The organism is Pedobacter sp. Leaf216, from assembly GCF_001421515.1.
Taxonomy (GTDB): domain Bacteria; phylum Bacteroidota; class Bacteroidia; order Sphingobacteriales; family Sphingobacteriaceae; genus Pedobacter.
The window spans coordinates 350,513-375,409 of record NZ_LMKM01000007.1 but is presented as its reverse complement, the minus strand read 5'-3'; the positions used below and the strand labels follow the sequence as shown (position 1 = coordinate 375,409).

The 24,897-nt window shown below is 38.0% G+C and carries 20 protein-coding genes and 1 tRNA gene; 10 read left to right on the top strand and 11 right to left on the bottom strand.

Annotated features, from left to right (window positions below):
• Window positions 1-98: 98 nt before the first annotated feature.
• Window positions 99-4,214 (top strand): hybrid sensor histidine kinase/response regulator transcription factor, encoded by a 4,116-nt coding sequence (locus tag ASE74_RS06765; RefSeq protein ID WP_082458673.1) that lies wholly within the window; start codon window positions 99-101, stop codon window positions 4,212-4,214.
• A gap of 7 nt (window positions 4,215-4,221) precedes the next feature.
• Here the strand turns inward: ASE74_RS06765 and ASE74_RS06760 are convergent, their stop codons facing one another.
• The 7 genes from ASE74_RS06760 to ASE74_RS06730 all read right to left on the bottom strand — a co-directional run bounded on the left by ASE74_RS06760 (window position 4,222) and on the right by ASE74_RS06730 (window position 9,457).
• Window positions 4,222-4,941 carry a LytTR family DNA-binding domain-containing protein gene (locus ASE74_RS06760; RefSeq protein ID WP_055906081.1) on the bottom strand — a complete coding sequence of 240 codons (720 nt, stop codon included), beginning with the start codon at window positions 4,939-4,941 and terminating at the stop codon, window positions 4,222-4,224.
• A gap of 218 nt (window positions 4,942-5,159) precedes the next feature.
• Window positions 5,160-5,651: a hypothetical protein gene (locus tag ASE74_RS06755; RefSeq protein ID WP_055906077.1), complete on the bottom strand. Its 492-nt coding sequence runs from the start codon at window positions 5,649-5,651 to the stop codon at window positions 5,160-5,162.
• Window positions 5,652-5,660: 9 nt separating this feature from the next.
• Window positions 5,661-6,242: a hypothetical protein gene (locus ASE74_RS06750; protein ID WP_157255363.1), complete on the bottom strand. Its 582-nt coding sequence runs from the start codon at window positions 6,240-6,242 to the stop codon at window positions 5,661-5,663.
• Window positions 6,243-6,254: 12 nt separating this feature from the next.
• Entirely contained in the window at window positions 6,255-7,196 is a 942-nt protein-coding gene (locus ASE74_RS06745) for a hypothetical protein (RefSeq protein WP_157255362.1), read from the bottom strand.
• 8 nt (window positions 7,197-7,204) lie between these two features.
• A complete protein-coding gene (locus ASE74_RS06740) occupies window positions 7,205-7,678 on the bottom strand; it encodes a hypothetical protein (protein WP_055906068.1) in 474 nt (157 codons plus the stop codon).
• A 26-nt stretch (window positions 7,679-7,704) separates the two neighbouring features.
• A complete protein-coding gene (locus ASE74_RS06735) occupies window positions 7,705-8,451 on the bottom strand; it encodes a hypothetical protein (RefSeq protein ID WP_055906066.1) in 747 nt (248 codons plus the stop codon).
• A 256-nt stretch (window positions 8,452-8,707) separates the two neighbouring features.
• Entirely contained in the window at window positions 8,708-9,457 is a 750-nt protein-coding gene (locus ASE74_RS06730) for a hypothetical protein (RefSeq protein ID WP_055906063.1), read from the bottom strand.
• Window positions 9,458-9,792: 335 nt separating this feature from the next.
• Between ASE74_RS06730 and ASE74_RS06725 the strand changes: the two genes are divergently transcribed.
• Together ASE74_RS06725 and ASE74_RS06720 are read left to right on the top strand one after the other, a co-directional pair.
• A complete protein-coding gene (locus ASE74_RS06725; protein WP_055906060.1) occupies window positions 9,793-12,024 on the top strand; it encodes a tetratricopeptide repeat protein in 2,232 nt (743 codons plus the stop codon).
• A 101-nt stretch (window positions 12,025-12,125) separates the two neighbouring features.
• Window positions 12,126-13,319, top strand: a complete 1,194-nt coding sequence (locus tag ASE74_RS06720; RefSeq protein ID WP_055906057.1) for a winged helix-turn-helix domain-containing protein — start codon at window positions 12,126-12,128, stop codon at window positions 13,317-13,319.
• 108 nt (window positions 13,320-13,427) lie between these two features.
• On the opposite strand, the gene ASE74_RS06715 is transcribed toward ASE74_RS06720, so the two are convergent.
• Window positions 13,428-13,499: transfer RNA gene (locus tag ASE74_RS06715), tRNA-Arg, on the bottom strand.
• Window positions 13,500-13,791: 292 nt separating this feature from the next.
• Between ASE74_RS06715 and mgtE the strand changes: the two genes are divergently transcribed.
• A complete protein-coding gene (mgtE, locus tag ASE74_RS06710; protein ID WP_055906054.1) occupies window positions 13,792-15,168 on the top strand; it encodes a magnesium transporter in 1,377 nt (458 codons plus the stop codon).
• A gap of 8 nt (window positions 15,169-15,176) precedes the next feature.
• Window positions 15,177-15,791 carry an HAD hydrolase-like protein gene (locus tag ASE74_RS06705; protein WP_055906049.1) on the top strand — a complete coding sequence of 205 codons (615 nt, stop codon included), beginning with the start codon at window positions 15,177-15,179 and terminating at the stop codon, window positions 15,789-15,791.
• A gap of 1,226 nt (window positions 15,792-17,017) precedes the next feature.
• Here ASE74_RS06705 and ychF read toward each other — a convergent pair.
• Complete coding sequence (gene ychF, locus ASE74_RS06700) at window positions 17,018-18,118, bottom strand: redox-regulated ATPase YchF (RefSeq protein WP_055906046.1); 1,101 nt, start codon at window positions 18,116-18,118, stop codon at window positions 17,018-17,020.
• A 326-nt stretch (window positions 18,119-18,444) separates the two neighbouring features.
• Between ychF and ASE74_RS06695 the strand changes: the two genes are divergently transcribed.
• Window positions 18,445-18,906 carry a hypothetical protein gene (locus ASE74_RS06695; protein ID WP_055906043.1) on the top strand — a complete coding sequence of 154 codons (462 nt, stop codon included), beginning with the start codon at window positions 18,445-18,447 and terminating at the stop codon, window positions 18,904-18,906.
• Between the two features lie 67 nt (window positions 18,907-18,973).
• Here the strand turns inward: ASE74_RS06695 and ASE74_RS06690 are convergent, their stop codons facing one another.
• Both ASE74_RS06690 and ASE74_RS06685 read right to left on the bottom strand, forming a co-directional pair.
• Window positions 18,974-19,297 carry a DUF3276 family protein gene (locus tag ASE74_RS06690; RefSeq protein WP_029275977.1) on the bottom strand — a complete coding sequence of 108 codons (324 nt, stop codon included), beginning with the start codon at window positions 19,295-19,297 and terminating at the stop codon, window positions 18,974-18,976.
• Between the two features lie 78 nt (window positions 19,298-19,375).
• Complete coding sequence (locus ASE74_RS06685; protein WP_055906040.1) at window positions 19,376-21,166, bottom strand: ABC transporter ATP-binding protein; 1,791 nt, start codon at window positions 21,164-21,166, stop codon at window positions 19,376-19,378.
• Window positions 21,167-21,952: 786 nt separating this feature from the next.
• Between ASE74_RS06685 and ASE74_RS06680 the strand changes: the two genes are divergently transcribed.
• The 4 genes from ASE74_RS06680 (at window position 21,953) to yajC (ending at window position 24,888) form a co-directional block, all read left to right on the top strand.
• Entirely contained in the window at window positions 21,953-23,041 is a 1,089-nt protein-coding gene (locus ASE74_RS06680) for a Glu/Leu/Phe/Val dehydrogenase (protein ID WP_055906037.1), read from the top strand.
• Window positions 23,042-23,092: 51 nt separating this feature from the next.
• The gene (gene nusB, locus ASE74_RS06675; protein WP_055906033.1) at window positions 23,093-24,043 is read left to right on the top strand and encodes a transcription antitermination factor NusB; all 951 of its coding nucleotides are present in this window, start codon (window positions 23,093-23,095) and stop codon (window positions 24,041-24,043) included.
• Between the two features lies 1 nt (window position 24,044).
• Window positions 24,045-24,503 carry a DUF1573 domain-containing protein gene (locus ASE74_RS06670; RefSeq protein ID WP_055906029.1) on the top strand — a complete coding sequence of 153 codons (459 nt, stop codon included), beginning with the start codon at window positions 24,045-24,047 and terminating at the stop codon, window positions 24,501-24,503.
• Window positions 24,504-24,570: 67 nt separating this feature from the next.
• Window positions 24,571-24,888, top strand: coding sequence for a preprotein translocase subunit YajC (gene yajC, locus ASE74_RS06665; protein WP_055906026.1), 318 nt, complete (start codon window positions 24,571-24,573; stop codon window positions 24,886-24,888).
• The last annotated feature ends 9 nt before the right edge of the window (window positions 24,889-24,897 follow it).

Here is a 24,897-nt window from a genome sequence, read left to right as displayed (position 1 = left end):
CGCGGGAAAGACGATCATACTTAACACTTTCATGCATGCCCGTTACAAACGAGGATAATGGCCAAGCGTTTCAGTTAGAATGATTAAATTTGAAAAACATGCTTCAAAAAACAGTCTTTAAAATATCGGATATAACAATCGGTACTTACCGCTGCCTAACTGCGCTTGTAATCAGTATCGGCTTGCTATTCACATTTAGCAACGCAAATGCACAATCTCAGGATCGGTATTTCCGCAATATCTCGGTTGATAAAGGACTATCGCAAAGCACTGTTTTTGCCATAAAGCAAGATAGTCTTGGTTTTATCTGGATGGCCACCCAAGATGGGTTAAACCGTTACGATAGCAAAGGTTTCAGGGTATACCGGCCGGTTGAAGGCAACAAAAACGGTCTCAATTCTCACTATATACGCAGCCTTTTTATCGATCATAAAGGCACCATGTGGGTGGGAGGCAATCAGGGCATCAGCAGTTATAATTACGCTTCTGATGGGTTTGTTAATTATAAACTTCCGCGCAGTTTGGGCGAATGGTATGTATCATCCATCACCGAAGATGCGCAGCATAACATTTGGGCCACTACCATTTCGGGTGGTGTGTTTAAGTTAAGTGCGGGTACAAGCCAGTTTAAGCAGGTAAATTTTAACGCGCTCGAGCATGGTATTAAAAAGATTTCGTATATCAATATTGCAAATCAGGATATGCTCATTGGTACCGAAGTTGGGCTATTTAAACTTAACATTCAAAATCATCGTTTAACCAAGCTAAACCTGGGCGTAGATAAACCAGCGGTAAATGATGTATACATTGATGGCGACAGTTATTGGGTAGCTACGGAAGGTTATGGATTGATCAAATACGAAACAGCGGGCGCAAAAGTTACATTTTTTAACCATCAGGCAGGAAAAAACAGCATTGCCGATAATAATGTAAGGTGTATCGGCAAAGATGTAGAAGGTAATATGTGGCTGGGCACATTTAAAGGCCTTTCTATCCTCAATTTAACCGAGCTTAGTTTTAATAATTATTTCCATCAAATTTCTCAGCCCTATACCATCAGTCAGAATTCTGTACGGTGCATTTATCAGGATAAGCAAAAGGCAATGTGGCTCGGCACGTATTATGGCGGCGTAAATTATTACCATAAAAACGACATTAAATTTAATTTGCTTAGTCAGAATACCGGTAAAACCTCGTTAAACGATGAGGTAATCGGGGTGATTAAACAAGATGATAAAGGGAATTTCTGGATTGGTACAAATGATAAAGGGATAAACTATTGGAACAGGAATACCAATACCATCAGTTACTTTTCCAACCAGGAAAATAATGTAAACAGCTTAAGTTCGAATAACGTAAAAGCTATTGAATTTGATGGTAGGGGCAATGTGCTGGTCGGCACACATAACGGTGGCCTGAATGTGCTTAATCCTGGTACAGGTGCCGTTAAACGATACCTCCACAATGAGAATAACCCCAATAGCATTGCTGGCGATTTGGTGTACAGTATCCTGAAAGATTATAAAGGCCGGATTTGGATTGGTACACGCTCAGGTTTAGATCAGTTCCATCCCGAAACGCAAACTTTTACCCATATCCACCTTGATAAAGCAGGTAAACGCCTTACCTCTGATGATATAACCTTCCTTTTTGAAGATAGTATGCACCGCATATGGATTGGCACCACCAACGGAGTAACGCTTTTTTACCCTGATAATATGCTTTTCGGTACCCCTGTAAACGGTAAAGAAAGCGAAGACATTGTAAACTGCATCACCGAAGATAAAAAACACAACATTTGGATGGGTACCCGCGAAGGATTGAGTTTGTACAACGAAGCACAGCAAACCTTCATCAGTTTTAAAGCCCGGAAAGATTTTGTTAAGGGAACCATTTATGGCATACAGCCTGATGATAATGGCAATTTATGGATCTCGACAAATAGCGGATTGGTAAAATTTAACTCAGATAAAGGCCTGGTACAAACTTTTGACGAGAGCGACGGCCTGCAGAATAACCAGTTTAACGAATATTCTTTTTACAAGGCTAAAGATGGGATGCTTCTCTTTGGGGGCATAAAAGGGATCTCTTATTTCTACCCATCAATGGTAAACCAGCAGCCGTTAAGTTTAAAACTCACCTTTACCGGTTTGGAGATATTTAATAAAACGGTTGCCTCTGGAGATGGTACAGATATTCTTCAAGGGCACATCGATCAGGCAGGCAAACTTGAACTCGGACCAGAGTTTAAACAGTTCAGCATCCTGTTTAATACCTTTAATTACATTTCGGCAAACCGTACCCAATACTATTATAAGCTGGAGGGGATAGATAACATCTGGCAGAAAACCAGCGATATTAAGGTAAGTTACAACAACCTTCCTCCGGGTAACTATACATTTATTATTAAAGCAGTAGGACCAAATGGCGAGGTTAGCCCGGTTCGGGAGTTAAAAATATCCATGTTGCCCCCCTGGTACCGAACATTTTGGTTTTATATGCTGCTTTTTGTTGTGCTGGCTGCGGCATCATACCTGGGTTACAAAATTATAGCCGAACGCATTAAGGCCCTGCAACAGTTAAAGCTAGAGCGGATTGAAAAAGAACGGGTTAGGGATATCAATCAGGTGAAGATGGATTTTTTTACCAATGTATCACACGAACTTCGAACACCTTTAACCTTGATACTGGCACCACTCGAAGAGCTTTTAAGGTTGCCCCAGGTTGATAAAATTGTGAAAAAGAAATACGACCTGATGCTGATCAATGCAAAAAGGCTTTACAATCTGGTAGATCAGCTTTTCGAATTCAGGAAAACAGAAATGGGAACCCGGCAGCTTAAGGTAGATAAAAGCGATATTGTAAGTTTTGTGCACGAAGTGTATGAATCTTTCAAGCCCCTTTCTGATAAAAACAATATCAGTTATACCTTTCACTCTACCGAAGCCAAATTCTCCTTTTATTTTGATAAAGATGCCATGGAGAAGATTTTGTTCAACCTATTATCAAACGCTTTTAAATATACAGAAGCAAGCCATAAGGTAAGCATTGAATTGATTAAGGAGCATGATACCGTGCTAATCAAAGTAGCAGATACAGGTGTAGGTATCGGTGCACAGGATTTATCAAAAGTATTCGATCGCTTTTACCAGGTAAATAACCGCGAAATGAACCTCGGCTCAGGCGTAGGTTTAGCCTTTACCAAAAGATTGGTAGAGTTGCACCATGGCAATATTACTGCGCAAAGTGCAAAAGGGCAGGGCAGTGTGTTTACCGTTACCATACCCACTTCGGATGAAATTTACCGCAACCATTTAGGCAATGCGCATAAAATGTACGAGTTATCAATTGTTCCAGACAATACAGCCTTAATAGAAAATCAACCAGATCATACAACAACCTGGGTAGATCCGGAACCATTATCGGATGAACTGGATGGAAATACATTGGCCACTAAACTTTTGATTGTGGATGATAACGAAGAAATCTTATCCTACCTTCAGGAATATTTTAGCAAAACCTACCAGGTGGCAGTAGCTGTTAACGGGCAAATGGCCTTAGATATGCTCGAGCTACAACAATATGATCTCATTATCAGTGATGTGATGATGCCCGAACTGGACGGACTGCATTTTTGTAAACGTGTAAAACAGAATATCAATACCTCACATATCCCGGTAATGCTGCTTACGGCCAGAAACGAAACCAGTCAGCAAATAAAGGGCCTCGAAATGGGGGCTGATGACTATGTAACCAAACCTTTTTCTACCAGTTTACTGGCCGCTAAAGTGGCCAATCTGCTGCGCTCGCGTAAACGTTTAAAAGAATACTATTCGGCCGGTAAAGAAATGGTACCCGAAAATATTGCTTTTAATACGCTCGACGAAGAGTTTTTAAAGCATGCCATTGCCATCGTAGAAGAATATCTGGCCGATTCTGAATTCTCAGTAGATAAATTTAGCAGAGAAATTGGCATGAGCCGATCAAACCTTTATCTCAAATTTAAAGCGATAACAGGCGAATCGGCAACAGATTTTATTAAAAGAATCCGGTTTACCAAAGCCGTAGAACTGATGCAGAGCAAGCGGTATACCATTGCACAAATTACCTATATGTGCGGATTTAATTCTCCTTCTTATTTTTCTACCGCATTTAAGCAATATTATGGCTGTATGCCAAGCGAATATTTAAGCAGAATAGATGAAATGAAGTAGTAACCCGTTAGAACAGCCTCTGCATTAATGTTTCTTTACGTTGTGGCGAAACCTCTACTTCTGCACCATCACTAAGCTCCAGTGTGCCGCCATCGCCCTTGCGGTATTTTACTACATAGCTCAGGTTAACAATTACCGAGCGGTTAATCCGCATAAAAAAATCATCGTTCAACTGCGCCTCATATTCTTTTAAGGTTTTGGAAACGATGATTTTTTTATGATCACTGAGCAGGAAAACACTATAATTGCTCATGGCCTCCACCCTGATAATGGTGGTTTTATCAATAATATAAATCCCTTCGGCAGTGGGTAAAGCCAATCGTGCGTTTAAAACTTCTGATTTCTGGCTCCGCTGTTTCACTTTGCCTGCTACCCGTTTGCGTAAGCGCGTAATTGCTGTTTTTAAGTCGTCTTCATCAACAGGTTTCATCAGGTAATCTACCGCACTTAAGCGGAGTGCCTCAAGCGTATAACTATCGTAAGCTGTAGTAAAAATTACTTCAAAGCTAAAGCTACCCAAACGTTCAAGAAATTGAAAGCCATTTATTCCCGGCATTTCCACATCAAGAAACAGCACATCAGGATCAAGCGCAATAATTGCACTCAATGCCTTGGCTGGCTCGTTAAAAATACCCACAACCTGAAGTTCATCTTCGAAAGATTGAAGTTTTTGCGAAAGTAATTTACTTCCTCGGGTTTCATCGTCTAATATAACTGCCTTTAACATAGGTAAATGTGGTTAATGATAAAATTCGGTTTTTAAATCCGCTTAGCCAAACTTATGGAGCGTTTTTCTACATCCATAAGCTGAGAGGTATATTGATGTTTTGAGCAGGTATAAAATTGCTTTGTAAATTGTATTTACACATTTATTTAGAAGGTCGCAGTCCTGAATTTATTTCCCGATTATGATTATCCATCCTAAGGTATGGCGTTTATTCGTGCTTAATTAACCTGAGTTCGCCTATATGGTCTATAATTTTTAAGGTATAAATACATTTCCGTTCCAAAATCGCTCTCTGTACAGATAATGGTCTGTTTTAAAACCTCATTATCTTTTCCAAATACGGTTTTCCAGGTGTTTTTGCCACTTTTGCTTGTAGCCGTACTGTTAGCGGTTAAATCTATTGCACCTGCTTTATTAAAACGGATTTCTACCATAAAATATTTAATTAGACCATTCTTTTTACGATCTAAAAACAACAATCCACTTCGATAGCTTACCGGAAATTTTGACGAGGTTTGCCAGTTACTGGGTCCTTTTTCCCAGCCGCCATCATCATGCAAGGTGGCGGGCTGGGGAAAGGGGATCTTAATTTTTTCTGTATCGCTTCGGCTGGTTGCAATTTGTATTTTAATAGGTACCTGCGATTGTATTTGTGCTTTACCGCCCAGGCATATTAAACCTAGAAAGGCAACGATGATGATTTTTTTCATGGCTAAATATTAAAAAGTGTATTTCACCCCGATACCACCATTTTCTGCACTAAAACCACCACCACTGTTAAAAGTAAATACAGGTTGCCAATCGGCACTGATGGCTATAGGGAGGCCTTTAAATTTGTATTCGAGTCCTAAAACACCCAAGGCTCCGATCGTGGTGGTAGGATCAACCAGATCGTTATCAAAAGAAAAATATTCGAAATGGCCGCCGCCACCAACATACCATTTTAAGTTTTGCACGCCGTTAATAGGCAAATGGTATTCGTAAGCTACGCTCAAACCAATTTGGGTGCCAAGGCCATTAAAACCCCTGTAGGTAAAGATGCCTTCTAAAGCATGTTTTTCTTTTAAAAAATGTTTTGCAGTGAGCGATATGCCGTATAAAAACTTTATACCAATTGCGGTATTGTAATTTTCAGCAGTACTGTAACTGCTCGCTTTGGTACTTGGTTTGGTTACCGGGGCTGGCTTTAAAGGAGGTTTAGTAACCGTTTTTGTAGCCGGTTTTTTTGCAGGTGTTTTTTTTGTTTGTGCGCTCATGTTTATGGCAACAGCACATAGTATGATGGTTAAAATCTTTTTCATATTGATGTAGGGTTAGGGTTGGTAGAATATTATTTTGTTCTGGTTATAGTGCGAAGCAAGAATTCCATAGCCTGTTGGCGTTTTCACAAAAGCTAGGCCGTAAATATCTCCAGTACCTGTTAGTGTTTTCGTACAGCCTGTATAATTGCTTTCGGTAGTTTGGATCTGGTTGCTATTTAACAAAGTAATCCGCTTATTACCGGGCGAGGCAACCGCCACAATGTTTCCGTAAGCAGCAACATCAACCAGTTTTGGTAAACTTACAATTACCCCCTTGCCAAGGCCACCAGTTGCTGTTAAGCTATATTTGTAAAGGCGATCGGTGCTGTAACCTGTTATGTACAAGGTATCGTTAGCAATAGCCAATCCTTTCGGACTCCCAAATACAGCCGCCACCACACTTAAATTACTGTTGTTCAAAGGATCATCAAAACGGAGCAACCTATCTTTACCATCATCCGCTAGGTACAGGCGGTTTTTACTGTCGAAAGCAATTCCCCGTGGGTTTATAAATCCTTCCTGGATGATCCTCCAATATTGATAGCTGCTTATCCCATTAACCGTTTTCATTCTATAAATTACAATCCGGGCGTTTTGTTCGGTTTCAGTAATGTACAGGTTTTCTTCATTATCGAAAGCTATGGCTTCAGCACCCACACTTTGAAGCGTTTGTACAGGTGCTTTTTTTGCAAGTAAATCACTGTAACTGTTCCAAATTTTTGTAGTTCCAATAGTGCCGTAAGGTTGCTTATACTCTGTTACAGCAACTTTACCACTTTTTGATACGGCAAGGCCGCATGGGTTTGATACATCAACAACTGTTGTAGATTGAAATTCTGGTATGCCGCAACTGTCAGTTGGTTCAGAGTTAGCCTTTTTTTTGCAGGAAATAATTGCTCCTGTTGCCAATAACAGGAACAAAAGCGGAGCTAATTTTTTTATGGTTTTCATCATCTATTGAATTATATTTTTTTCAATATACCTGTGTAGCTTCCTTTTAAAGGGCCTTTGGTGGTGGTAAGGTTAAAGGTAATGGTGTGGCTGTCGCCATCTTTGCTAATCACTACCGTACCGCCATTAACCTCATCAGTTACATTGTTTATGGTTACCGAACCCCCTGCAAAATTTGTTGCACTATTGTATGGTGCACCATTTTTATAGGTGAATGAGCCGTTTGGAATTACATAATTACCGAGGCTTTTAAAACGGATCTGTACGCCGTTAAATTCTGGTGTGAGAAAATACAGCCATGCACCGTCGCCATTTCCTGCCCTGTAATCTCCGGAGTTAATGTTGTTGCTGTTATTTTGGTACTCGAACTTGCCGGATACCGAATCTGTTCCACCCGCTTCTTTCTTGTCTTTTTTGCACGATGCAAGGGTGAAGAAAACACTCAATACGATAAGCGTTTTCACGATGTTTTTAAAGTTTTTCATTTCTTTATGTCTTTAAGCTTAATGAATTATTGTTTACTTGCCTGATAGATGATGTTATTGCGTTCTATCACGAGAGTAGAGGTGTTTGTATTTTTCCAACTTGGAACCACGGCACCAATAAAATCATTGTTGGCCTTAAAACTTCCGTTTGTTAATGAATAATAAGGTATTGATACCTCTGGAGCTACAGCCGTTATCGGTAAAGTTTGGTTAATTGGAGGTGGATAATATTTGGTGCCAATCTGGCGCTCTTTAATATCCCAGTCAATTGTTTTATTACCTGTGAACCTAAATAGTAGGCTTCCGGATTTAAAATCAGCGTTTTCGAAATTCTGTGAAGTCGAGGTATTTGCCAAAACAGCATATTCAAATCCTTGAGCTGCATTACCTTTATCGGTGTATTGATAGGATTTCAGCGTTACCTGCCCTGATGCATTTTTTTCCAGAACAAAGCTGTAAACAAAAGTTCCGGTGCCGTCTACGTCGAAAGTAAGCGTATTGTTAACTACATCAACAGCTGCACTCCTTAAATAGCCCTGACGGTGGAGATTCCCTTTTACACCATCACCATCCTGAGTAAAAGTCATAATGGCCAGTTTCTGATCTCCGGTTTTACGTTCTGCAACGATGTAATAAGGCAAAAGATCTGTTTTGCTTACCTTTTGTGCATTTTCAGGGTTATTCGGATCGTTCGGATCATTCTTGTCTTTTTTACAGGCGGTGAAAATCGCCATTAGCATCAAGACACTTAGCATAAGTTTTAATGTTTTCATGGTTTTTAAATTTTAGGATTGATTAATTGGTTTTTTAAGCGTGGTTTACTATTAATTTTTGGGCAAGGAAGTACCTGAAATAAAATACTCCTTAATATCCACAGCAGCTTTATTTCATCTTTTGTGATCTTTTCTTTTTACAGTCACTAAAAAATCTAAATAAGACTGCGGCTATATGGTAAATTTGGTTTTTGATAACGGGTGATTTGATTGTTGCATGAATGATATAATGTATCACTGAATTGATCAGCTCATATTAATTCAACCAAACGGTCAATTTATTGTACATTTTATCCGTCCAGTCGCCACCACAATGTGTGCTGAAACCATTATCGGTTATGCCTTCACTTTTTGCTTTAATCGGTGAATTGGCAGGGATCTGATCGTAAAGGCTTTTCCCATAATATTCTCCTTCATTATTGCCGCTGCAATTGATGGCGAAAATTGGAATCTTGAAATTTTGTGCATTCCAGGCACCGCTTCCGCCACAGGCAGCCAGTACGCCTTTACAATAACTAAGCGTATTGTTTACAGAAATATCGCTGAACAGCATGTACGAAGCGAATGAATAGCCACCAACCACAGCTTTTGTTTTGGCAATATTATACTTGCCGGCTATGGCTATAATACATTTATCGTAATCTTCGCCAATCATTTTTGCGCTGGTATTCCATGCATCAGCATTTGCGTTGCCGGGTGTTTTACGGTATTTAACAATGGCTGCGGCATAACCGTTTGTAGCTGCTTTTTCACAGATGGCTGTTTCTGCGGCGCCATCCAAACTGCCTTCGGTAGGGTTGTTTTCATCATTACCACTGCCCATAACCAAAATGCCTTTAAAAGTAGTGGCATCTTTTCCTGTGAAAATTTTATAGGTAATTCCGTTTACAGTTTCAATCGTTTCTTTCAGGTCGCCTTTAATTACTTCCTGAGTTTCATCATTGTTTTTTTTGCAGGCGATGGCGAGTAAAATGCAACAGGCAATCGCGATGGTTAATTTTTTCATACTTGTATTTTTAGGTCGATGTATTTTTTATTTCCTTTTGCTGATACAAGTTTAGCGCTGCTGGAGATGCTATTTTTTCATAATGATTGAAGGAGCGGGATAGATGAGTGAAGAGGTGGGTAGGGTGAGTGAAGGGGGAAGCCAAAAAAGTAGCAGAAATCAGATAAATCTGTAGAAAACATCAATAGAAAAGACCTAAAAAGGATAATGCAATCCACCAAACTGTTGTTTCAATGAGTGGATGCCTGGTTTCATTTAGGGAATAGCGATAACTATCCAATTAATTTTCTGTTAATTTGGGTAATTGCTTCGTTAACAGTTTAATAATTAAAAAAATGAAAGTTGTTTTCCGCTTTTTATGGATCATTGTGCTTATCCTGATTGTGATTAGCAAAGGTGGAACAATGGTTTATGCACAGCAAACTAAAGTGGATTCCCTCGAAAAAGCCGTACGCGCTAATCCTTCCAATAATGATCAAAAAGCAAGAGACTTATTTTTTCTTGCCGTAAGTTTCATCAGCTCCAATCCCCAAAAAAGTTTAGTTTACATTGATCAGGCACTTTCTATTGAGAATAACATCAAGGGAAAAGGTATTGTAGCAAGTAGCTATAGGGTAAAAGGTGCTATACTGAATATTCTTGCCCGTTTCCCTGAGGCGATAAATGCTTTAAACAAGGCATTGTTTATTGATAAGGCCATGGGAAATTCATATGGAATAGCTGGTGATCTTTCTAACTTGGCTACCATCTATATCTACCAATCCAATTTTCCGCAGGCATTGAATTATTATCAACAGGCTACTAAAATTCTTGAACAGATTCCTGAAAGCGACCCTATCAGTTATAAAGATAGAAAACGCGACGAGGCCGCTATTTATGGTAACATCGGGTTGGTTTATATCGAAATCGGAGATTATGCGAAGGCAATCGAACATTTCGAGAAAGCAATTTCCTTACATGAAAAATTGAAAAACAATATGGGGATTATACCCTCTCTCGGTAATATAGGAAATTTATATAACCGCCAAAAAAACTATCAAAAAGCAATTTTCTATGCTGCAAAATCTGCAAAATTAGCCGATTCATTAGGTGATAAAGTAAGTTTTGCCCGTGAAACAGGAAATATGGCATCTTATTACAGTCAAATGGGGCAGTATGATCTGAGTTTAAACTACAGTCTTAAAGCAATTGCCTTAAATAAGGTATTGGGCAATACCAAAAGCATGGGTTATAACATGCAGAATGCAGCCGCAGGGTACGAAAAAAAAGGCGACCTGGCACAGGCAAAGCTGTACGGATTGGGGGCATTGAAGATAGGGCAAGACTTAAAAATCCCCGAGATACAACGAGATGCAAGTGAAGGTTTAAGTAAATTATACGAGAAACTTAAATTACCCGATAGTGCGCTTTTTTACTATAAAAACTATGCAATGTTTAAAGATAGCGTTGATAACAGTAAAAAGAGAGATGAAATAGCCAGGCTCGGGATACAGTACGAGTTTGATAAAAAAGAAGCCACTTATCAGCAACAACAATCACTTGCTGATGAGCAGATGAAACAGCAACGGTTGCAGCTGGCTTTAAATGCAGAGCAACTTAATGCGAGTTTGCGTTTAAGGAGTTTGCAGCAGGTACAACTACAAAATGAAAAATTGCAAAAGGAAGAGAAGCAAAAACTATTGCTGATTTCTATAAATAGCGGAAAACTGCAATCGGTTAAGGTAAAACAACTTTCTCAACAACAGAAACTGGATAAACTCGAACTTAAACAACTTTGGCTTTATGCAATATTAATTGTATTGGTATTAAGCTCTGTTTTACTCTTTCTATACAACAAATACCGGATCAGGCAGCTTCGGTTTAAAAATACTTTGGAACAGCAGCAGGCCGCTCAGCTCAATAGCGAATTAAGTTATCAAAATCAATTGTCTGAAAGCGAATTAAAGGCCATAAGATCTCAAATGAACCCACATTTTATCTTTAATGTATTAAATTCTATAGAATCGTACATTATGGATAACGATAAAAAAGTGGCCTCACGATTGATTCAAAAGTTTGCGGCTTTAAGTCGGTTAATACTGGAAAACTCAACCAAAAGTATGGTTACTGCAGATCGGGAATGGAAAGCCATTAAACTTTATACCGAGTTAGAGGCCATGCGTTACGATAACGCCTTTAGTTATACTTTTAAGGTGGACGATACTTTGGAGCTTAAAGAATTTCTATTGCCGCCCATGCTAATCCAACCATTAATAGAAAACGCAATCTTACACGGGTTAATCGAATCGCTCCAAACTGATGCACATTTAGCTGTTGCGTTAGATATTAAGGCAGACCATATTTGCATCAGCGTTAAAGATAACGGAGTGGGTTATCAAAAAAATACCAAACCGCTGCTTCCGAAAGGCATTAAAGAGAAATCAATCGGACTTAAATCTATTTTGGAAAGGGTAGAGATGATTAACAAACAAAACAATGGTTTTAAGGCGAGTTTTAATATCCGCGTGGGAGAAAACGATCGCGGTACAATCGCCATCATTTGTTTGCCGATTATCAAGGTAGAATAAGCGCAACTCCCTTGCTTTGGTTATACCATCAAATTGTGTTTGTAGTAAATCAGCTTAAGTTATTCTTCATGACGAGGGGAAAAATTATTTAAATTCGTTTAATGGAACCTCTTCATCTTACCAAGTTACAAGCCCGGAAAATTATCCTTAATGCTGCTGGTCTAGCCCGCTATGCCCAGTTTGGTTTCGGCATTGAAGCCGTTTATAGATTTATCAATCACCTCGGTTTTGTACAGGTAGATACCAATTATGTGGTAGAGCGCGCACATCACCATGCAATTTTTGCCCGCGTACCTGATTATGAAACAATTTGGCTTACCGAACTTTGCGAAGAAGGGCGCGTTTTTGAATATTTTACTTCCGAATCAGGCTACCTTCCCATGGATGATTTTCGTTTTTCGCTTCCTGTAAAACAAGCTTTTGCGCAGAAATATCAAGAAATGAGCAGACAAGAGCAAAATCTGATGCAACAGATTATGGATCGGGTAGAAAGAGAAGGTGCTGTAAAGGTAGGTGATTTTGAAAACGATAGGATAGCAGTCAGTAACGGTTGGTGGGATTGGCGACCTGCAAAAGTTGCACTGGAAAGACTTTATTTTGAAGGGGAATTGATGATTAGCCGAGACAGGAAATTTCATAAATTTTACGATCTGCCCCTTAACCTGGTTCCACAAGAAACCAACCTTAACATGCCCTCAGCCCAAGAATATGCCAGGTATATAATAAAAAGGACTTTGGCAGCACTCGGAATTTGTTCAGTTAAAGAAATGGCTTGGCGCGCAAGAAGGGTAAAGGGAAATATGATTAAAACTGAACTTCTACAAATGGTAGAGGAAGGTTTAGTAGATTTAGTTAATGTAGAGGGAGTTAAAGGCCCGCTGTATATCCTTGGCAGACAAGATATTGATATTGAAATATCAGATCATGTATTTATCCTTTCCCCATTCGATATCCTGAATGTTTTTCGCCATCGTTTAAAAGATTTCTTTGCTTTTGATTACCAGATCGAATGTTTTGTGCCCGCCGCTAAACGTCAGCATGGCTATTTTTCATTACCTGTACTGGCTGGCGACACCTTTATTGCCCGGATGGATGCCAAAGCAGAACGGAAGCAAAAGCTTATGATTGTACATAACCTTCATTTTGAAGATATTGATATTAACACAACAGTTATTGAGAAATTTATAGAGGCTTTAAAGGCTTTTACACAATTTAACCAATGCCACAACATTGTATTTAAACGATCTAATAAACCTGCCTATTTGAATTTAATTACCGATGCTTTTTCAGATTAGCAATAGCTTAATTTGATTACATAAACAATAAAGCAGATTAGCTCTGAAACAAAAGCGGTAAAAAAAAAAACGAGACAAACCGTTTAAAAAGTGATTTGTCTCGTTTTGTGCTCCCGACGAGATTCGAACTCATATCGATGGTACCGGAAACCATAATTCTATCCATTGAACTACGGGAGCAAGGCTGCAAATATAGAAAAATCAAAATCATTTCATTAAAAAATCACTGCTATTTTTAGTTTGTAAGTTCATTTCTATATCAACTGTCAACTGTGTAAGTATCTTTTATATTAAAAAATGGTTAAATCATAAAGTAATGCACCAAATTGGAGCAGTTATTGCCTTTTATTTCCAATTTAAAAGCTTTTTAGCCGAATTTTAAAGCGGGCACAGTTGGCTTTTAAGAAATAAAAATGCACTTTTGCGAACCGTTAATTGAGGTTTAGGCATGTAATAAATTAAATAGTTGTTTATGGAAGAATTGGTTGTGGAAGAGATTCAGGAACTGCTTGAAAAAGAAAATGATAAAGCTTTAAAGCAATATCTCGATCAACTGAATATTTCGGATGTTGAAGAACTGATTGATGAGCTTCCACAGCATGCAGCTAGATTTATCGAAACCTTATCCCTAAACAGGGCCGTAAATGTTTTTCGTATTCTTGATTTTCCAACTCAGGAGCGTATCATTAAAAAACTTTCTGGCAACAAACTCAATCAGATCATTAAAGATTTGCCACCAGATGATCGTACGGCACTTTTTAGTGAGTTAAAAGGGGATGTGGTAAAAAAAATGATCACCCTCTTACCGCCTGAAGAACGTAAAGAGTCACTCGCACTTTTAGGATATAAAGAAGATAGTATCGGCCGGTTAATGACCCCCGATTACATTGCTGTAAAACCCGAATGGTCTATAACAAGGGTTTTGGCACACATCAGGCGTTACGGAAAAAATTCTGAAACCATCGATGTAGTTTATGTGATTGATAAAGAAGGGGTATTGTTGGATGATATCAGGATCCGTGAGGTTTTATTGGCAGATCCTGAAGCCATTATCGGCGAATTAACTGATAAACGATTTATTGCATTAAAGGCAAATGATCCACAGGAGGATGCCATTAATATATTCAGGATGAATAACCGTGTTGCTTTACCGGTGGTAGATGAAAGCAACATTTTGTTGGGTATTGTAACAGTTGATGATATTCTTTGGATTGCAAATGAAGAATATACCGAAGATATGCACAAAATAGGGGGTACAGAGGCATTGGATGAACCTTACCTCGATATTCCGATTTTAAAGCTTGTTAAAAAGCGTGCTGGCTGGTTAATTGTGCTTTTCCTCGGTGAAATGTTAACTGCAACCGCCATGCAACATTTCGAAATAGAACTTGAAAAAGCTGTGGTGCTGTCACTTTTTATCCCTCTAATTATGAGTAGTGGGGGCAACAGTGGCTCACAGGCTTCAACCTTAATAATTCAGGCCATGGCTTTGGGCGAGGTAACCATAGCAGAATGGTGGCGTGTAATGCGTCGCGAGCTTGTTTCAGGAGCATTATTAGGCATTATTTTGGGTACAATTGGTTTTATACGAATTGTAACCTGGCAGGAATTGCATCTTTACAATTATGGGCCACACTTTTTTCTAATTGCGGTTACCATATTTTTTACACTCGTAGGTATCGTATTGTGGGGCAGTTTAATTGGCTCTATGATGCCCATCATTTTAAAAAAATTAAAACTAGATCCAGCCACTTCATCCGCACCATTTGTAGCTACCATGGTGGATGTAACCGGAATTGTGATTTACTTTAGTGTTGCCGTATTAATTTTGAAAGGCGTTTTACTTTAATTTAAACCATGCAAAAGAAAATTACCACACTTTTTACCGATATAGGCGGTGTATTGTTAACAAACGGTTGGGACAGGCACGCCAGGGGCGAGGCTTCAGTGCTTTTTAACCTTGATTCTGTAGATCTTGAAGAGCGTCATCACCTTACGTTTGATACCTATGAAGTGGGTAAATTAACGCTCGATGAATACCTTGAGCGAATTGTTTTCTTTGAAGAACGGAGTTTCAGTTACGATGATTTTAAGGAGTTTATGTTTAAAAAATCACTTCCTTATCCAGAAATGATTCAATTAATCTGCGACTTAAAAAAGAAATACAATTTAAAAGTAGCCGTAATCAGCAACGAAGGAAGGGAGCTTAATCAATACCGCATCAACACATTTAAACTGAACGAATTTGTCGATTTCTTTGTATCATCAAGTTTTGTACATTTTCGTAAACCCGATGCTGATATTTTTAAGGTAGCCATTGATATTTCACAAAGTGATGTAGCAACCAGTTTATATATAGATGATAGAATGCTTTTTGTGCAAGTTGCCGAGGGTTTAGGGTTAAAAGGCATCCACCACAGCACTTATGAAGATACGAAAGCACAATTAGCTGCTTATGGACTAGAGATTTAATTTGGATCTTTATGGACTATAGATTGAATTTGGAGGTTTTTCCCGCAGATTTAGCTGATTTACGCAAATTTTTTACAACGTAACAGCTATTAGCAGATGTTTCTTCATTACTCAGCTTTCCGTTTTGCGTTTTTGTGCTTTTTCCGGTCTTACGTCTTCCTGATTTTATTTCAGGATCTTTAGGGAAGAATCACTTATCTCTGTTGATTCGTGTTCATCTGTGGTTCATTAAGCATTTCAATGCGCTTGGACTCCGCTCAGCGCGCCAGAAAAGTAGATAGCTGTGTGATCTCTAGCTTTACGTCTTCCTGAATTTATTTCAGGATCTTTAGCAATTAACCATTTATCTGTGTTAATTCATGTTCATCTGTGGTTTATTATGCGCTTCAACTCCGATCAGCGGCCAGAAAAGTAGATAGCTGTGTCATCTCCAGCTTTACGTCCTCCTGAATTTATTTTAGGATCTTTAGCAATTAACCATTTATCTGTGTTGATTCGTGTTCATCTGTGGTTCATTAAGCATTTCAATGCGCTTGGACTCCGCTAAGCGTGCCAGAAAAGTAGATAGCTGTGTCATCTCCAGCTTTAAGTCTTCCTGAATTTATTTCAGGATCTTTAGCAATTAACCATTTATCTGTGTTAATTCGTGTTTATCCGTGGTTTATTATGCGCTTCAACTCCGCTCAGCGTGCCAGAAAAGTAGATAGCTGTGTGATCTCCAGCTTAACGTCTTCCTGAATTTATTTCAGGATCTTTAGCAATTAACCATTTATCTGTGTTGATTCGTGTTCATCTGTGGTTCATTAAGCATTTCAATGCGCTTGGACTCCGCTCAGCATGAAAGTGAGGGTGGTTGGTATCTTTGCTTTTTCCGGTCTTACGTCTTCCTGAGTTTATTTCAGGATCTTTAGTGAAGGATGATTATCTGTATTAATTTATGTTCATCTGTGGTTAATTATGCGCTTCAACTCCGCTCAGCGTGCCAGAAAAGTAGATAGCTGTGTCATCTCAAGCCTTACGTCTTCCTGAATTTATTTCAGGATCTTTAATGAAAAGCACTTATCTGTGTTAGTTCGTGTTCATCTGTGGTTTATTATGCGCTTCAGCTCCGCTCAGCGTTACAGTGAAGTATATCTCCGTGCTTTTCTGTTTCTCCGTGGCAAAAAAAACTCTTCAAATAAAAAAAGCCACTCTTTCAAGTGGCTCTTATATATAACATAATTCCTTTAAACATTAAACCTAAAGTGCATAATGTCACCATCTTCTACTACATAAGTTTTTCCTTCAACACCCAATTTACCAGCATCTTTACAAGCATTTTCAGAACCCAAAGCCACAAAATCATTATACTTGATCACTTCTGCACGGATAAAACCTTTTTCGAAATCGGTATGGATAACACCTGCTGCCTGTGGTGCTGTGAAACCTTTAGTGATGGTCCAGGCACGCACTTCTTGTACGCCCGCAGTAAAGTAAGTGTAAAGGTTTAATAATTTGTATGCTGCGCGGATCAATTTATTTACGCCAGATTCAGTTAAACCTAAATCGGCTAAAAACTCCTGACGCTCCTCATAACTATCCAGTTCGGCAATTTCTGATTCGATTTTAGCAGAGATCACCAAAACCTCAGCTTTTTCATCAGCAACATTTGCTTTAACCAAATCAACATATTTATTGCCGTTAATAACCGATGCCTCATCAACATTACATACATACATCACCGGTTTTTGCGTAAGTAATCCTAAATCTTCGATAAAATCAAAATCATCTTGTGCCAATGCAGCAGTACGGATGGATTTACCAGCTTCTAAATGCGCTTTAACTACCGTTAAAATTTCGTAGGTACGTTTAGCATCTTTATCGCCACCCGTTTTAGCCATTTTTTCTACCTTTTGAATACGTTTATCAACAGTATCCAAATCTTTAAGCTGTAATTCTGTATCAATAATTTCCCTATCGCGGATTGGATCAACAGAACCATCAACATGGATTACATTTCCATCATCAAAGCAACGTAAAACGTGAATAATTGCATTAGTAGCGCGGATATTTCCCAAAAACTGATTTCCCAACCCTTCACCTTTCGATGCACCTTTTACCAATCCTGCAATGTCTACAATCTCAATAGTATTTGGTTGAACCTTGTTCGGTTTAACCAATTCTGCAAGTTTTGTCAATCGATCATCAGGTACAGTAATTACGCCAACATTCGGCTCAATAGTACAAAAAGGAAAGTTTGCAGCTTGCGCTTTTGCATTTGATAAACAGTTAAAAAGAGTCGATTTCCCTACGTTTGGTAAACCAACTATACCACATTGTAATGCCATTTATATTATAGTCTTTAGTTCTTATTTTTAAGGTTATTGGTCCATAGTATTATGGCCAATAGCCTGGTGTTTCATTCTTAAGCTTGATCCATCAATCAGTCCCATGTCGCTTTCGTCTTTCGGCTTTCGTCTTTCGGCTTCGGCTTTCGGCTTTCGGCTTTCCGCTTTCGGCTTTCCGCTTTCCGCTTTCCGCTTTCCGCTTTCCGCTTTCCGCTTTCCGCTTCAAATTCCGCGCAAAGATAAGCTTTTAAAACCTTTATTTAAACCCTTGCTATTGTATCAAATCTATATTTTATCTAAGTTTAGCCCAAAATAGATAAAAATAAATGGAAGATTTTGAACAAGAAGTACCGCAGGAAGTAAAATTAATCGTTACAGAAGAAATGCGGAGTTACTTTTATGATATGAGTAAGTGGGCCAGATTTTTATCAGTTGTTGGTTTTGTGATCGCTGCTTTTTTAACATTAGGCTCATTTGGTATAGGTGCTGCCGTAAACGCTAATCCTAATATGCTCAAACAATTAGGGCCACTGGCTAGTATAGGGGCTACAGGCGTAACTATATTTTATCTGCTATTGGCTTTGTTCTTTTTCTACCCAAGCTTATTGCTTTTTCGTTTTTCTGCAAAAGGTAAACAAGGTATTTTATTTGGCGATCAGGAAAATTTAAATGATGCCATATCACATTTGAAATCGCTGTTTAAATTTTGGGGTATAATTACCATTGTGCTGGTAGCCAGTTATTTTCTATTGCTATTGGCAGTAGTTGCTGGCGGAGGCGTAAAATAAAATATAAGGCAGACAAAAAAGCCTCCTGATTTTAAATTAGGAGGCTTTTTTTATTTGGAATTATTAATTAAAAAGTAAAATCGTCGCTTGCTTTAGTGCTATGTTCTCCGTTTTCAGAATATTCGTAACGTTTTTCAACCACATCTTGGTGAGTTTTGATGTAATCAACAGTTTCGTTTAATCCTTCTGCAAATTTTTCGAAATCTTCTTTATATAAAAAGATTTTATGTTTTACGAATACACCGTCTTCTAATCTTTTCTTGCTCTCGGTAACTGTTAAATAATAATCACCCGATCTAGTAGCCTTCACGTCGAAGAAATAAGTTCTCTTACCTGCTCTTACTTTCTTAGAAAAAACTTCTTCTCTTTCCTTGTTGTCGAATTCTCCCATGGTTGGTATTGATGTGGTTTTTGGTTTCGGTAAATATAAAGCAAATATTTAAAGTTCAAAATACAATTTTAATACAATTTAAATCGTACGCGTTTCCTCCTCCAAAAGTTGATTGTTGTAAAGCTCGGTATAGCTTCCATTTTTACTAAGTAATTCATTGTGTGTGCCTTGTTCAATGATTTTGCCATTATCCAACACTAAAATCTTATCTGCATTTTTAATTGTAGAAATTCGGTGGGCAATTAAAATACTCGTTTTTCCGGCCATGATTTTGCCCAGATTTTGTAAAATTTCTTCCTCCGTTTTAGTGTCAACAGCCGAAAGACAATCATCAAATATTAAAATCTTAGGCGATTTAATCAATGCACGGGCAATAGAAACCCGTTGTTTTTGTCCGCCAGAAAGTGTTATTCCCCTTTCGCCGAGCATGGTTTCGAACTTTTCTTCAAAATCGATAATATTGGTGTAAACCGAAGCATTTTTCGCTGCATTATGCACTTCATCATCAGTAACCTGGTCTAAACCAAAAGCTATATTGTTCTTAATCGTATCAGAAAACAAGAAAACCTCCTGTGGCACAAAACCAATCTGTGTACGGTAATCTTTAAGGTTCAATGCTTTAATATTCCTTCCATCAATATCAATAACACCGTTTTCAACATCGTACATGCGCATAATTAAATTGGCCAACGTCGATTTTCCTGAACCTGTTTTACCAATTATGGCTACAAACTCACCACTATTGATTTCAAAACTTACATCTTTCAAAGCCTCAATTCCGGTATCCGGATAAGTAAAACTAACGTGATCGAACTTGATATTGCCCGCCAATACCTGCTCACCGGTTTCTTTTGATTGGATATCAGATGGAATATCCAGAAATTCGTTAATCCTTTTTTGTGATGCTGCTGCTCTTTGTATTAACGAAGTTACCCATCCCAACATCGTTACCGGAAAAGTTAACTGGTTAATGTAAATAATAAATTCGGCAATGTTGCCAGCGGTTATGCTGCCGTTCATTACCTGTATGCCACCTATATATATGGTAAGTATCGTGCTCAAACCAATTAATAAAAGCATAGTTGGGTAAAAAAGTGCCGAAACCTTAACCAAACTCATAGAATCTTTTTTGTAATCGTTGCTCTGAATTTCGAACATATTCCGCGTATAATCTTCGCGTACATACGATTTAATAATTCTGATGCCCGAAAAACGTTCCTGTACAAAACTCGACAGATCTGATAAACGCTCCTGGATTTTTCCACTCTTTTTAAAAATCAATGTATTTACATAATAAATAATTACCACTAAAAACGGAAGGGGCAATAAACAGTAAATGGCCAACTTGGAGTTTACATCAAACATCGACCAGATAATTAACACTGATAAAACGAAGGTGTTAATGGTATACATAATCGCCGGGCCCACGTACATTCTTACACGGTTAACATCTTCTGTGGCCCGGTTCATTAAATCTCCGGTATTGTTTCTGCGGTAAAAACCAAGACTAAGTTCCTGGTAATGCTGGTAGATATCATTCTTCATGTCGAATTCGATATGCCGCGACATTAAAATTATAGTTTGACGCATAAAGAACAGGAAAAGTCCTCTCAACAGGTAAAGTGCAATAACAAGCAAGCCAAAATATAAAAGGTTGCTGCTAAAAATATCGTAAATAATTTCCTGACGGTCAAAACCATGGAAAAGATTAAAAATCTGGATGTTTTCAGTAATTAAATCAACAGCATAACCAATTACCTGGGCAGGTACAACGCCAAAAATGTTAGAAATTACCACAAAAATACTCCCAGGGATAATCCACCATTTATATTTAATGAAGTATTTGTTTAATCGGCTTAAGTGTTTCATGCTACACAAACTTAGCTAATTTTGTTATTTCATCAGGTATATTTGTTTATTCGAGGCTAAGCTTTAAAAAATGATGACACTTCATCAAGCCTCGTATTTCAATATGATGTTTTCATTTTAAAAATTAAATAATTTATTATTCACGGCTTAATTATTAATTGTTAACTGGTGACTTTGAACTAGTAACTATAAACTGATAATTCTAAACTTGTAACTGATAACTGTAAACTAGTAACTGTAAACTGATAATTGTAAATTGATAACTGATAACTGATAATTGTAAATTGATAACTAATAACTGTAAATTGGTAACTGTAAACTAATCTGGGCGTTCCCCATCCCGATGAAAAATCGGGGATAGGGCGGGCTTTGCAGGGCTGCGCTGCGCTCCGGTACCGATGAAAAATCGGCACTGAACCCTTACAATCCCTAACGCGGACTTAACACAAGCATTTCCCGCCATGGTTAGTGTCCTTCAGCGCCATAGTTCGTGCTCTCTTCCACCATGGTTCGTGTCCACACGAACCATTTATTATAAACCATTTTAGGCTGTAGTTCCTATTTTCTTCCACCATGGTTCGTGTCCTCACGAACCATTTGTTGTAAATTAATCCTCTAAAATCGCAACCTAATTATTTTTGTAAATTAAGCCTTAAACGCTTCGCAAATCTGCCAGGCTTGGCTTAAAAAGGACCTCCATCGAATTAATTTTGTTATAGTTTAGTTAAATACGTGTAATAATGGTTTTTTATTTTAATTTTGCAGCAGGTTAGCCGAACGTTCAATATGCCAGCAAATTCTTCGTCAGATTCATCGATTTTAGATCAATTAAGTGCTTACGGGCATAAAAAATTGGTTTTTTGCAATGATCCCGATACAGGTTTAAAAGCTATTATCGCCATTCATGATACCACATTAGGGCCGGCTTTAGGCGGAACACGGATGTGGAGCTACGCTACAGAAGGCGAAGCATTAGAAGATGCGCTACGTTTATCAAGAGGCATGACATACAAAGCAGCCATTACAGGTTTAAACCTTGGCGGTGGTAAAGGCGTAATCATTGGTGATTCCAGAAAAGACAAAACTGAAACTTTAATGCGCAGCTATGGCAGGTTTATTAAGAACTTGAATGGCGAATTTATTACAGCCGAAGAAATGGGTACCAATACACGCGATATGGAATATATCCGTATGGAAACCAACTATGTAACCGGTGTGCCCGAATCTATCGGAGGTGCTGGTAATCCCGCTCCATTTACTGCTCAAGGAGTTTATTTAGGTATTAAAGCGAGCGTAAAAGAAGTTTTTGGTACAGATATGCTAGCCGGTAGAACCATTGTGGTACAAGGTATCGGAAACGTTGGTGAACACCTGGTAGCCTTATTGAGAAAAGAAAATGCCGAAGTTCTGATCAGCGACATTAACCAGGAACAATTAACATACGTAGCCCGGAAATATAAAGCAAAACCGATCGACGCGGATAAAATTTTCACAACTGATGCCGATGTATATGCCCCATGTGCAATGGGCGCAACGGTAAACAACAGAACCATCGAAAAAATGAAATTTGCAATTATTGCAGGTTCAGCAAACAATCAGTTAAAAGATGAGGTTTTAGATAGCGAGCTACTTTTGAAAAAAGGAATTTTATTTGCACCAGATTATTTAATCAACGCAGGTGGATTAATTTCCTGCTATTCGGAATTAACTGGTTTTGGTAAAAAACGCACAGTACAGCTTACAGAGAATATTTATGATGCTACCCGTAGTGTAATTAAATTGAGCAAAGCTGAAAATATATCAACAAATATTGCTGCAAACCGGATTGCCGAAAAAAGGATTGCAGATGTTAAAAAAATTAAATCGTCATATTAAATAATAATTATTAAAAACAGGTTTTAAAAAACCGCACTCGTTCTTACATTCATGTTAAACAGAAGGCACTTAAGAATCAAAGCTTTGCAAAATATTTTTGCTTGGCACATGGCAGACAAAAAAGACATTAAAGGTGATTTAAAAACCTTAATGCAAAGCATCGATAGCGTATACGAAATGTATATCTGGATGCTATCTTTAATGGTAGAAGTTACCGAATTTACTGCTAACGACGCCGCAGAGCGCGCAAATAAGTTTATCAAAACTGCAGAGGATATCAATCCCAATATGAAATTGCTACACAATAAGTTTAGCGTTTTACTACAACAGAATCCCGAATATGTTTCTGCAGTAAAAAAATACAAAGTAGACTGGGGTTTCGATCCAGAAATCCGTAAAACAGTTTACAATTCTTTAAAAGCATCAAAAGAATATGCTGATTATCTTGCAGATTCTAACGAAAGTTTAGAATCATCAAAAGACATTATTAAATACATTTTCAGAAAAATCATCTTAAAAAATCAGGCCATTATTCAGGTTTTTGAAGAGAAATTTATCAACTGGCAGGTAGATCATGAAGTAATGAAAGGAATGGTGGCCAAAACACTCAAAAACTTTACTTTCGAAGATCCTTTTAAAAACAAGTTGACAGAAATTAGTGCAGATTGGGTGGAAGACAGTAAATTTGTACAGGATTTATTTGTACATACCTTACAAAACGATGCCAAGTACCAGGAAATGATTGCCGATAGAACAAAAAACTGGGAATCAGAACGTATTGCACTTATGGATACCATTTTGATGAAAATGGCGATCTGCGAATTGTTAAATTTCCCATCTATTCCGGTTAAAGTAACCATTAATGAATACCTGGAGTTATCAAAAGATTACAGTACACCGAAGAGTAATTCATTTATTAACGGTATTTTAGACAAAATTTTAGGCGATCTTAAGAAAAACAACACCATTAAAAAGATTGGCCGTGGATTAATCGAAGATTAACATGAAAAAAATATTTATACTCGCTGTAGCCGCAATTTCATTTGCTGCATGCCGCAATGCAAATAATCAAACATCAGAAACAACATCAACTGTATCTGTAGGAAATGATACTTCAAAAACAGCTAAAGTTGCACCTGCAGTTGCTCCGGTAATTGTATTTGAACGCGATATTTTTGATTTTGGTAAAATAGAACAGGGAGAAAAAGTAAAACACGATTTTAAACTTAAAAATACAGGTAAAAGTCCGCTGATTGTTTCAAATGCAACAGCAACTTGCGGCTGTACTGTGCCTCAGGTGCCAGGCGAACCTATTTTGCCAGGTAAAGAAGGTATTATTAGCGTAGTTTTTAATAGCGAAGGCAAAATGGGCATGCAAGATAAAGTGGTAACCGTTACCTCCAACGCAAATCCAACAGTTACTACAGTACATTTGGTAGGTGAGGTACTTGCAAAAAAATAAATTGATTGATGGTTTACTGCAATTGCGCACAGATCATCAACTATTCATAAAAACAAATAAATAAGAAATGACATCAACAGTAATTTTACAGGCAGCAGGCGGTGGTAATATGCTTACTACAATTGTACCAATGGTATTGATCATGGTAGTTTTCTACTTTTTTATGATCCGTCCGCAGGTTAAAAAAGCCAAAGATCATAAAAAGTTAGTAGCAGAATTGGGTAAAGGCGATAAAGTAATTACCACTGCAGGTATTCACGGAAAAATTATTGATTTAAACGAAACAACTTTCTTAATTGAAGTAGAAAGCGGAGCTAAAATCCGTTTCGATAAATCAGCAGTTTCTTTAGATGCTACCAAAGCAGTTGTAGCAGCAAAAGCTTAATATTTAACA